Annotated in this window: 11 protein-coding genes; 3 read left to right on the top strand and 8 right to left on the bottom strand. The window is 60.7% G+C overall.

What is annotated here, in order from left to right; genetic code table 11:
- The 6 genes from AC1D1P_RS06435 to AC1D1P_RS06410 all read right to left on the bottom strand — a co-directional run.
- Positions 1–690 (bottom strand): amino acid ABC transporter ATP-binding protein (locus tag AC1D1P_RS06435; RefSeq protein WP_477672442.1); only part of this gene is annotated, 690 nt, incomplete at its 3' end.
- Between the two features lie 49 nt (positions 691–739).
- Positions 740–1,429, bottom strand: coding sequence for an amino acid ABC transporter permease (locus tag AC1D1P_RS06430; protein ID WP_477672441.1), 690 nt, complete (start codon positions 1,427–1,429; stop codon positions 740–742).
- A 1-nt stretch (position 1,430) separates the two neighbouring features.
- Positions 1,431–2,153, bottom strand: a complete 723-nt coding sequence (locus tag AC1D1P_RS06425) for an amino acid ABC transporter permease (RefSeq protein ID WP_457281127.1) — start codon at positions 2,151–2,153, stop codon at positions 1,431–1,433.
- A gap of 107 nt (positions 2,154–2,260) precedes the next feature.
- The gene (locus AC1D1P_RS06420) at positions 2,261–3,151 is read right to left on the bottom strand and encodes a transporter substrate-binding domain-containing protein (protein ID WP_477672440.1); all 891 of its coding nucleotides are present in this window, start codon (positions 3,149–3,151) and stop codon (positions 2,261–2,263) included.
- Between the two features lie 544 nt (positions 3,152–3,695).
- Positions 3,696–4,658 carry a LysR substrate-binding domain-containing protein gene (locus AC1D1P_RS06415; protein ID WP_477668423.1) on the bottom strand — a complete coding sequence of 321 codons (963 nt, stop codon included), beginning with the start codon at positions 4,656–4,658 and terminating at the stop codon, positions 3,696–3,698.
- A 184-nt stretch (positions 4,659–4,842) separates the two neighbouring features.
- A complete protein-coding gene (locus AC1D1P_RS06410; protein ID WP_477668424.1) occupies positions 4,843–6,693 on the bottom strand; it encodes an ABCB family ABC transporter ATP-binding protein/permease in 1,851 nt (616 codons plus the stop codon).
- A 48-nt stretch (positions 6,694–6,741) separates the two neighbouring features.
- On the opposite strand from AC1D1P_RS06410, the gene AC1D1P_RS06405 reads away from it, so the two are divergent.
- Positions 6,742–7,179, top strand: a complete 438-nt coding sequence (locus AC1D1P_RS06405) for an acyl-CoA thioesterase (protein WP_457281131.1) — start codon at positions 6,742–6,744, stop codon at positions 7,177–7,179.
- A 116-nt stretch (positions 7,180–7,295) separates the two neighbouring features.
- On the opposite strand, the gene AC1D1P_RS06400 is transcribed toward AC1D1P_RS06405, so the two are convergent.
- A complete protein-coding gene (locus AC1D1P_RS06400) occupies positions 7,296–7,664 on the bottom strand; it encodes an AtuA-related protein (protein WP_477672439.1) in 369 nt (122 codons plus the stop codon).
- Positions 7,661–9,046 carry an acyclic terpene utilization AtuA family protein gene (locus AC1D1P_RS06395; RefSeq protein ID WP_477672438.1) on the bottom strand — a complete coding sequence of 462 codons (1,386 nt, stop codon included), beginning with the start codon at positions 9,044–9,046 and terminating at the stop codon, positions 7,661–7,663. The genes AC1D1P_RS06400 and AC1D1P_RS06395 overlap by 4 nt, the downstream gene beginning before the upstream one ends.
- 109 nt (positions 9,047–9,155) lie before the next feature.
- On the opposite strand from AC1D1P_RS06395, the gene AC1D1P_RS06390 reads away from it, so the two are divergent.
- Together AC1D1P_RS06390 and AC1D1P_RS06385 are read left to right on the top strand one after the other, a co-directional pair.
- A complete protein-coding gene (locus tag AC1D1P_RS06390) occupies positions 9,156–10,031 on the top strand; it encodes a branched-chain amino acid ABC transporter permease (RefSeq protein ID WP_477668427.1) in 876 nt (291 codons plus the stop codon).
- A gap of 6 nt (positions 10,032–10,037) precedes the next feature.
- Positions 10,038–10,573, top strand: a 536-nt coding sequence (locus tag AC1D1P_RS06385) for a branched-chain amino acid ABC transporter permease (protein WP_477672437.1), incomplete at its 3' end; no start/stop codon positions are given.

Raw genomic sequence — 10,573 nt, 5'->3', positions numbered from 1 at the left:
GTTTTCCGGGTGGCTGAAAAACTCGTCCTTCGAGCAGTCTTCCAGAATCTTGCCGCCGACATCCATGAAAATCACGCGGCTGCCCACTTTTTTGGCAAAGCCCATTTCGTGGGTCACCACCATCATGGTCATGCCCTCGACGGCCAGGCCCATCATGCAGTCCAGCACCTCGCCGACCATTTCCGGGTCCAGCGCGGAAGTGGGTTCGTCAAACAGCATGGCGATCGGGTCCATGCTGAGCGCCCGGGCGATCGCCACACGCTGCTGCTGGCCACCGGAGAGCTGGCCGGGAAACTTGTCCTTGTGCGCCATCAGGCCCACGCGGTCCAGGTATTTCAAGCCGTGCTTCTTGGCTTCATCGGGCTTGCGGCCCAGTACCTTGACCTGCGCCAGCGTCAGGTTTTCGGTCACGCTCAGGTGTGGAAATAGCTCGAAATTCTGGAACACCATGCCAACGCGGCTGCGCAGCTTGGGCAAGTCCGTCTTGGGGTCATGCACGGCTTTGCCGTCGACAAAGATCTGGCCCTTCTGGAAAGGCTCCAGCGCGTTGATGGTCTTGATGAGTGTTGACTTGCCCGAACCCGACGGGCCGCAGACCACAACAACTTCACCCTTCTTGATGCTGGTGGTGCAGTTGTTCAGAACCTGCACTTCACCGTACCATTTGGAAACTTCTTTCAACTCAATCATCTTCTTCTCCAGTGTTCTATGAGGTTCGCTTGCCTTGAGAGCGGCTGCTTCAGCGAATGATGGCGATTCTGCTGTTCAGGCGTTTGACCATGAAGGACAGCCCGAAGCAGATCACGAAATAAACCACGGCGGCCAGCAGGTAGGCCTCTTCGGGGCGGCCGAAGATCTTGCCGGCGGTGCTGAAGCCCTTGAGCAGGTCGTAGGCGCCGATGGCGTAAACCAGCGAAGTATCCTGGAACAGGATGATGGTCTGGGTCAGCAGGATGGGCACCATGTTGCGGAAAGCCTGCGGCAGGATGATCAGCTTCATGTTTTGCGCGTAGGTCATGCCCAGGGCACGGCCCGCATTGACCTGCCCGCGCGAGATCGACTGGATGCCCGCACGCATGATTTCGCTGAAGTACGCGGCCTCGAAGGCCACGAAGGTGATGATGGCCGAAATCTCGGCACGGTAGTTGGCCCCCCAGGCGCCGAAGGTCGTGTAGAACGACGCAGGCACCAGCAGGAAGAACCAGAGGATCACCATGACCAGCGGAACGGAACGCATGCCGTTGACGTAGATGGTCGCAGGAACCGTCAGGAATTTTTTGCCCGACAGGCGCATCAGCGCGAGCACGGTGCCAAAAATAATGCCGCCTATGGTGGCGATGACGGTCAGCTCGATGCTGAAAATAAAGCCCTTGACGACGAACTGGGAAATCATCTCCCAGTTCAGGAAGCTCATGTCGAGTCCAAGCATGTCAGTGCCCTCCGCCCGTTGAGCCGGCTACAACGAAGCCGGGGATCTGGACCTTCTTCTCAACAAAGGCCATGACCCGGTTGACCGCGAAGGCAGAGATTGCATAAAGGGCCGTCACCGCCAGGTAGATCTCAATGCCGCGCGAAGTTTCTTCCTGCGCCTGCATGGCGAACATGGTGAGCTCGGCGATCGACACCGCGAAAGCCACGGAGGAATTTTTCAAGAGGTTCATCGATTCGCTGGTGAGCGGCGGAATGATGATGCGAAAAGCCATGGGCAGGATCACGTAGCGGTACGTCTGCACGGTGGTAAAGCCCATGGCCATGCCGGCATAGCGCTGGCCGCGCGGCAAGGCCTGCACGCCGGCCCTGACCTGCTCGGCAATACGCGCCGAGGTGAAAAATCCGAGAGCGAACACCACCAGGATGAAGCTGGGCAGCTCCTTCATGGCGGGGAAAATTTTGGGAACCACAAAGTACCAGATGAAAATCTGGACCAGCAAGGGAACGTTGCGAAACAGCTCGACCCAGGCATTGGCAAAGCGGACAAGCCACGGGCTGTTGGGCAAGGTGCGCAGCGTGCCGACCAGTGCGCCAAACAGCATGGCGATCACCCAGGATGCACCGGCGACGGACAGCGTCCAGCCCCATGCGTCAAACATCCATTGCAAGTAGGTTCGGCCACTACCGTCGTCATTTAGAAATACCTGCCAATCCCAAGTCATCACGGCTCCAGCAAAGGGTTGTTGTGTTGTTTTTCCATGCCACGGTAAACGAGAAACCCCGCCAGAGCATGATGTCAGGCGGGGTTCTTCAATTTACCTGACCCGAATTACTTCTGGGCGTACTCTTCCATGGGCTTGTCGTTCGGATTGTCCCAGGCTGCCTTGGTGCTGGCGCTCAGTGCCAGGCCGACCTTGGTGTTCTTCGGAGGAATCGGCGACAGGAACCATTTGGTCCACAGCTTGTTCATCTCGCCCGACTTGATCATGCTCTTGACCGTGTCGTCGGCCAGGCGCTTGAGCAGCGGGTCATCCTTGCGGATCATGATGGCGATGGGCTCGACGCTCAACACTTCACCGACGATCTTGAAGTCCGAAGGCTTCTTGGCGGTGGCGATGTTGCCGGCCAGGATGGAACCGTCCATGACGAACGCATCGGCGCGGCCCGATTCGAGCAGCAGGAAGCTGTCGGAGTGGTCCTTGCCGAAGATTTCCTTGAACTCGACGCCGGTGGCGCGCTTGTTCTTGCGCAGCGTCTGCACGGAAGTGGTACCCGTGGTGGTGGCCACGGTCTTGCCGCTGAGCTGGGCAACGGAGGTGATGCCGGAGCTGGCTTTCACCGCGATGCGGACTTCTTCGACGAAGGTGGTCACGACGAAGGCCACGTCTTTTTGACGGGTCGCGTTGTTGGTGGTGGAGCCGCACTCGATGTCGACTGTGCCGTTTTGCACGAGGGGAATGCGGTTTTGCGAGGTCACGGGCTGGTATTTGACTTCCAGCTTGCGCTCGGCGGCTTTTTCGAGGCCGGCCAGGATGCGCTGGCAGATTTCGACGTGGTAGCCGGTGTATTTGCCGTCACCGAGGGTATAGGACAGTGCACCGGAGGAGTCACGCACGCCCATGGTCACAACGCCTGAAGCCTTGACTTTGGAAAGGGTGTCGGCAAACGCACCGCCGGTGGCGAGCAATGCAACAGACAGAGCGACTAGCTTGAGTTTCATGGAATCTCCTGTAATGAATGAAACGATTAGCGAACTATTCTAGAGAGTTGGTTCCCGGGACATGCCTAGGTTTACCCGGCCTCTAAAAATGGGGGAAAGCGGACGGCGTGAAAGGGTTGATGGTTTTGCAAACCCGCAGCATTGACAGCAATTTCTGGGGTTTTCCAAAATGGTGCACGCATTAAAAGTCCGGAACTATACGGCAGATGTAAGCAGTCTTTGTGCCAGCGGACCGTCAGGCCGCCTGCACTCGTGGCCGCACAGGCTGGGCGATCACCCGAATGGCGCGGTGCCTGGCGCAGACCGATGCCGCACAAAGGGCCGTAAGGAAGGCAACGCAGACAGCAAATGAATCAACAAGCACGGGCAAGCACCAAAATTTGAACGTCACGAACTGTAAATTTGGAGGTGTCAAAACACCAATGCTGTTTCGACGATCTTCCATGCATTTTTCTTATAACCCCCTAGGGTTACTACTAGTCGTCAGTCTGATGCCAGCATTTGCCCACAAGGCCACCAGCCCGCTTCGGCAAAGGCCGGTCGGCTAGCGCGATGCCTGTGTCCCCGCGCTACGGCCACCCACCTTTTCCTTGCCGCCGGTTTGTGCCTGCAGGTAAGTCCACAATGCCTGGGCGTGGGTTTTGGCAGACTCCTTGGAGGTGGGCCGCTCACGGTACACGCGCACGTCCATGGTCATTTCCAGGTTGCCACCAGCGCTGACCAGTTTTTTGGCCCGTAATTCCTTCTTGACGGCGCTGAGCGGCAAAAACGCGATGCCGTGGCCTTCCAGGGCCATGGCCTTGAGGCCCTCGGCCATGTCGGTTTCGTACACCCGGTCCAGGTGGATGGCCGTGCTGGACTGCTTGAGGATCATGTCGACCATGCGGCCCAGGTAGGCGCCCGGCGCATAGCCCAGATAAGGCAAGGGCTGGCCGGCGCGGCCCGGCAGGCTGAACTCGGGCTCGCCCGCGGAATTGGCCCTGACAAAAGGTGCCAGCACTTCCTGGCCCAGCGACACCATTTCATAGCGGTCCGGATCCAGCTGGAAGGGCTGGGAGTCGTGGTGATAGGCGATCAGCAGGTCGCAACTGCCCTCGACAAGGCGCAGTACCGCATCGTGCACGTTCAGGGCAATCAGCCGGCTCTTGATGGGGCCGAACTTCTCGCGCAGGCTGCTGACCCAGGCGGGAAAGAAGGTGAAAGCCAATGTGTGCGGCACCGCAAACTCGATGACATCCTGCCCGGCCGAGGTGTGGCCGCGCAGCATGGCGCGGGTCGACTGCAAGCCCTGCAGCATCTCCAGCGACTGGCTGTACAGGGTTTCTCCGGCCGGCGTCAGCCGCGTGGGATAGGAGCTGCGGTCCACCAGGTCGGTACCGGCCCAGGCTTCCAGCGCCTGGATACGCCGTGAAAACGCGGGCTGGGTGACATGACGCAATTGGGCGGAGCGGCTGAAACTGCGGGTTTCAGCCAGGCTCACAAAATCTTCCAGCCATTTGGTTTCCATGGGCCAATTATGCGAGCCTGTGTAGAAGTTTGACCTACGGGGATTCCATAGCCGGGGAGTCGCAAGACGCGCGGGATGATGCTGCTGATCCGTTCCCGCCGGCAGCCGTTCGCCCGTTGCTATCTATTTAGTAGCTGCTTGCGCTCACCAATAAAGGGCTGGAGCGCGATTTGGCACGCAATCCCTACGCCTCTGCCGAACTCTGCTGCAACGCCCACATCCGCGCATACGCGCCTTCCAGCGCCAACAGCTGCGCGTGCGTGCCGCGCTCCACAATGCGCCCAGCGTCCATCACCAGGATCTCATGCGCGTCCACCACGGTAGACAGCCGGTGCGCAATCACCAGCGTGGTCTTGTTTTGCGCGGCGGTGCGCAGCTCGGCCTGGATGGCGCGCTCGTTGGCCGAATCCAGCGCCGAAGTGGCTTCGTCAAAAATCACCACCGGCGGGTTTTTCAGCAGCGTGCGGGCAATGGCCACGCGCTGCTTTTCACCGCCCGACAGCTTCAGGCCGCGCTCACCCACCATGGTCTGGTAGCCCAGCGGCGTCGAGGCAATAAAACCATGGATGCGGGCCGCGCGCGCGGCTTCTTCGACCTCGGCATGGCTGGCGCCCGGCTTGCCGTAGGCGATGTTGTATTCCACCGTGTCGTTGAACAGCACGGTGTCCTGCGGCACAATGCCGATGGACTGGCGCACGCTGGACTGCGTGACCTGCTTGATGTCCTGCCCGGCAATGGTGATGCGGCCCTGCTGGACATCGTAAAAGCGGTAGAGCAGGCGCGCCAGCGTGGACTTGCCGGCGCCCGAAGAGCCCACCACCGCGACGGTCTTGCCCGGCGGAATTTCAAAGCTCACGTTGTGCAGGATGGGCCGCGCCGGGTCGTAGGCGAAGTTCACATTCTCAAAACGCACGGCCGGGGTGCCGTCTATGACGATGGGCTGGGCGCCCGGCACGTCGGCGATTTCACGCTCGCGCTCCATCAGCACAAACATCTTGTCCAGGTCGGTCAGGCTTTGCTTGATCTCGCGGTAAATCACACCCAGGAAACCCAGCGGAATGTAGAGCTGGATCATGAAGGCATTGACCATCACCAGGTCGCCCAGGGTCATGCGACCGTCCACCACCCCCTGGGTCGCGCGCCAGAGCATGGCCACCAGCCCGATGGCGATGATGAGCTGCTGCCCGGTGTTGAGCAGGCTCAGCGTGTTCTGGCTCTTGATGGCGGCACGCCGGTAGCGCTGCAGGTTTTCGTCGTAGCGTGCGGCTTCAAACTCTTCGTTGTTGAAGTACTTGACGGTTTCGTAGTTCAGCAGCGAATCGATGGCGCGGCTGTGGGCCGACGAATCGAGCTCATTCATGGCCTTGCGAAACTGTGTGCGCCACTCTGTCACCGTGACAGTGAAGAAAATGTAGAACACGAGCGCGATGCCCGTGATGCCGGCAAACCAGACGTCGAACTTGACGGCCAGCAGCGTCAGCACCAGCGTCACTTCAATCAGCGTCGGGATGATGCTGTAGAGCGAGTACGAGATCAGCGAATGCACGCCGCGCGTGCCGCGCTCGATGTCGCGCGTCATGCCGCCGGTTTGCCGCTCCAGGTGAAAGCGCAGGCTGAGCGCATGCAGGTGCCTGAACACTTCCAGCGAAATCCGCCGCGCCGCGCCTTCAGTGGCTTTGGCAAACACCAGTTCGCGCAGTTCGGTAAAAAGCGTCGTCGACAGGCGCAGCAAGCCGTAGGCCAGCAGCAGCGCCACCGGCACCACCAGCACCGCCTGTGCGTCGCCCGGCTTGAAGTTCATGGCGTCGACCAGGTTCTTCAGCAAGAGCGGCACGCCCACGTTGGCCATCTTGGCGCCCACCATGAAGCTCAGGGCCGCCAGCACGCGCCATTTGTAATCCCACAGGTAAGGGAAAAGGCGTTTGAGGGTGCCAAGGTCCGAGCGCTGGAACGCGAGCGCCTTGCCGGCGCCCGGCGCTGACGCGGCGGCAGGCACAGCCAGGGAAGAATCAACAGCGGAAGCTCGGGAGCGCATGAGGGACAATCGTGTAGGTTGTTGTAATAACTTTTTCAGATTGTGCCTATGTCTACCGAATCAAGCACCCATACGGACATTCACGCCGAGGACGCCCTGAACGTCCAGTTGCCCACCGACAAGGAACTGGTGCTCAAGGTCATTCCCATGCCGGCCGACTGCAATGCCAACGGCGACATCTTCGGCGGCTGGGTCATGGCGCAGGTCGACCTGGCCGGCTCGGTGGTGCCAGCCCGCCACGTGGACGGGCGCATGGCGACCGTGGCCGTCAACCAGTTCATTTTCAAGCAGCCCGTGCGGGTCGGCGACATCCTGTCGTTTTTCTCCTGCGTGACCCGTATCGGCACCACGTCCATCACGGTCCAGGTTGAGGTCTATGCCGAGCGCTTTCGCGCCCAGGGCCGCTACATCAAGGTCACCGAAGCCAGCCTGACTTACGTGGCCATTGACGATTTCGGCAAGCCCCGCAAGATTCCCAAAGCCTGACGCCCGGGTTCCAGGTGCCTTCACCTGCCACCCGGATGCTATTTATTTGATAGCTGCTTGCGCCAGATACAAAAGGCCTACAGGCCTTTTTTGCTTAAATTTTCCCGCAATCCCCGTCAGGCACCCCACCAGCCCACGCGAGGGGCAGCCTGGGCTTCTTCAAGCTCCGCCTCGCTGACTTCGATCTCCATGCGCAGCAGCGCTGCCGCCATGGCCTTGCCCAGGTTGTCCAGGCGCAGGTTGCGCGCGCCGCCGCCTTGCAGCGCGCCTTGCAATACCAGCTTGAGGGCCAGGATATTGGGCAAGCGCCAGCATTGCACCGCGCCCGGCAGCCAGGGCGCAAAGTGCGCCTGCACGCGTTCGGCCGTCACCTCGCGCTCGATGAGCCGGTAACCCGTTTCGTTCCAGGCAAAGAGGCCAAAGTCCACCCAGTCGGCCTTGTCGCCGCTGCGCGCATGCGCGAGCTTCACCAATTGCACCCTCATGACTGCAACACCTCCACACGCACCGCCGCCTCAACCGCTTGCCGGTCAATCAGCGCAGGCCAGATGCCCAACAACTCGCTACTGTTGTTCAGGCCGTGAAAGCCGCAGGTATAGGCCGGCCCGCTCAAAGCCATCCACGGAAAGAGCCGGCCAAAACCTTCAGCAACCGCTTTGTCCTGCGTCCTGATCGCCATACGAACCCAGACCTCGTTGAGCTCCGCCAGCACTGCAGGCGCAGGCAGTGGCGCCAGTGGGCCATGTGCCGAGTTGAGCCCCGGGAATTCGACAAAGAGTTCGTCATGTGCCAGGCGCTTGTCCCTCAGCTGGACTTTCACCATCTCCACGGCTGCCACTGCCTTGTCGTAGGCATCAGGCCAGCTAAAGCCCCAGGTGACCTCGGCCTTGTAGCCGTCGCGAAACCCGCCCACCACCTTGAGCTGCGCGGGCCGCGTGTGGCCGCGCACGCCCRTCATGCGGACGGCATCGTTGCCCAGGTCTTCCAGACGCACCGCCGATAAATCCATCACCACATCGGGCGAGGCATAGTGTCCCGGGTCATGCACCTCATACAGCAGCTGCTGGCGCACCGTATCGAAATTGATGCGGCCGCCCGTGTCCGGTGCCTTGGTGATCAGCGCCGTGCCGTCTTCACTGACCTCGGCGATGGGATAGCCGATATGGGCGAGATCGGGAATGGCCTTCCACGCCTGCTGGCTGCCAAAGTTGCCGCCGCTGCCCTGGCCCGAGCATTCGAGCAAGTGCCCCACCGCGAGACCCTGCGCCAGCCGGTCGAGATCCACTTGCGCCTCTGCGTCCTCCAGCTTCCAGTTGAATTCATGCACAAGCGGCGCCAGGAACAGCGCCGCATCGGCGACGCGCCCTGTCACCACAATATCGGCGCTTTGCTGCAACGCCGACACGATGGGCCGCGCGCCCAGATAGGCATTGGCAAACACCATGCGCTCGCGCACGGACTCAAAGCCCTGGCCGTTGAACATGTGCGGCGGTGCGATCGCCCCCAGCTGCGGCAGGACTTCATCACCCGTGACCACCGCGATGCGCGCCTTCCAGCCTTTGGCCGCAAACGCTGCACGCAATGCAGCAGCCGCGCCCGCAGGATTGAGTCCACCCGCGTTGCAGATGAACTTTACGCTGCGCGCCTGCATCAGCGGCCACAGCTTCATCAGCATGGGGACCACATCCCGTGCATAGCCCAGTGCAGGGTCGCGCTGCCGGTCTTTTTGCAGGATGGCCAGCGTCAGCTCGGCSAGRTGGTCRCTYGCGATGTAGTGCACACCACCGCGCTCGATGCTCGCGGCCACAGGCTCCCATGCGTCACCGTAGAAACCCAAGCCTGCGCCTATACGAACATTTCCTCTCATGTAAGGGATTACGCTTGATCGCGTATGCGACACGTATTCGGAACAACCCCTAGCGACAGACCTTTAAGCGACAGCTATAACCAAAGTTCATCAAAGGGGAGACTGCTTCGTGCAATTCCTGCAGTTGCTCATCAGCGGCGTCGCCCAGGGCTGTATCTACGGCCTTATCGCGCTGGGCTTTGTACTGATTTACAAGGCCACCGAGACGGTCAGCTTCGCGCAGGGCGAACTGATGATGCTGGGCGCTTTCGGAGGCCTGGCCTGCATGACCTTGCTGGGGTTTCCCTTCTGGTTGGCGGTGATCAGCGCGATTGCGGGCATGGCGCTCTTCGGCATGGTGCTGGAGCGCCTCGTGATACGCCCCATCCTCGGCCAGCCCGCGTTTTCCATCGTGATGCTGACCATAGGTGTCGGCTACACGGCGCGCGGCCTCATCACCATGATCCCCGGCATAGGCACCGAAACCTATGTGCTGCCCGTGCCCTACAAAGACCAGATATGGAGCCTGGGCGCGCTGGTCATCAATGTCGAGCAGGTTGCCATCATCGTCACTACCGCAGCGCTGTGCCTCGTCTTGTTTGCGATGTTCAAGTACAGCAAGCTGGGCATCGCCATGCAGGCGTCGTCGCAAAACCAGCTGGCCGCGTACTACATGGGCATCCCCGTGAAACGCCTTAACGGCCTCGTGTGGGCGCTGGCCTCGGCCGTCGCCGCGATTGCCGGCCTCTTGCTCGCACCCATCACCTTTGTGCACGCCAACATGGGTTTTATCGGGCTCAAGGCTTTCCCGGCCGCGGTGGTAGGCGGTTTCGGCAGCCTGCCAGGCGCAATTGTGGGCGGCCTTGTCATCGGCCTGGTCGAATCGTTCTCGGGCTTTTATCTGCCCGACGGCTTCAAGGACATTGCTGCCTATGTGGTGGTGCTCATCATGCTGATGGTCAAGCCCAGCGGCCTGTTCGGCGAAAAGCTGAGAAAAAAGGTCTGACCCGTCATGCGTTTTATTTTCAAAACCGATTACGGGCAAGACATCAAGCTTGCGAAGCACACCGGCCATGTGTTCTGGTATGGCGCGCTGATGCTGTTGTTGCTCGCCGCGCCCTGGCTGTTTCCCGAGTACTGGCTCGCACAACTCACCTTCGTGATGATCTACGCCATCGCCGGGCTGGGCCTGATGTTGCTGGCGGGTTTCACCGGCCTCTTCTCTTTGGGGCACGCGGCCTTTCTGGGCGTCGGCGCTTACACGCAGGCGGTGATGACCAATGCAGGCCTGCCCTTTCCCATCGCACTGGTTTGCGCCGCCGGCTTGTCGGCCGCGGTAGGCCTGGTCGTGGGCCTGCCCGCGCTGCGCGTGAAGGGCATTTACCTCGGTATGGCCACGCTGTCTTTTGGTTTCATTGTTGAAGAAGTGTTTGCACGCTGGGAAAGCGTCACCGGCGGCAATGCCGGCATCCACATCAAGGTGCCCGACATGTTCGGCTGGAAGCTGGCCAGCGGCGAGTCGTTTTATTTCCTCTGCCTCATCATCAC

The sequence above is a fragment of the Polaromonas sp. P1_E1_2 genome, assembly GCF_056406035.1.
Note: the sequence above shows the minus strand (reverse complement) of the source record. Positions and strands in the feature narration are given on the sequence as shown.

Excerpts from the sequence above, each read along its gene's own strand:
- AC1D1P_RS06430 (WP_477672441.1), bottom strand. The coding sequence starts at position 1,429 with ATGCTTGGACTCGACATGAGCTTCCTGAACTGGGAGATGATTTCCCAG.
- AC1D1P_RS06425 (WP_457281127.1), bottom strand. The coding sequence starts at position 2,153 with ATGACTTGGGATTGGCAGGTATTTCTAAATGACGACGGTAGTGGCCGA.
- AC1D1P_RS06420 (WP_477672440.1), bottom strand. The coding sequence starts at position 3,151 with ATGAAACTCAAGCTAGTCGCTCTGTCTGTTGCATTGCTCGCCACCGGC.
- AC1D1P_RS06415 (WP_477668423.1), bottom strand. The coding sequence starts at position 4,658 with ATGGAAACCAAATGGCTGGAAGATTTTGTGAGCCTGGCTGAAACCCGC.
- AC1D1P_RS06410 (WP_477668424.1), bottom strand. The coding sequence starts at position 6,693 with ATGCGCTCCCGAGCTTCCGCTGTTGATTCTTCCCTGGCTGTGCCTGCC.
- AC1D1P_RS06405 (WP_457281131.1), top strand. The coding sequence starts at position 6,742 with ATGTCTACCGAATCAAGCACCCATACGGACATTCACGCCGAGGACGCC.
- AC1D1P_RS06400 (WP_477672439.1), bottom strand. The coding sequence starts at position 7,664 with ATGAGGGTGCAATTGGTGAAGCTCGCGCATGCGCGCAGCGGCGACAAG.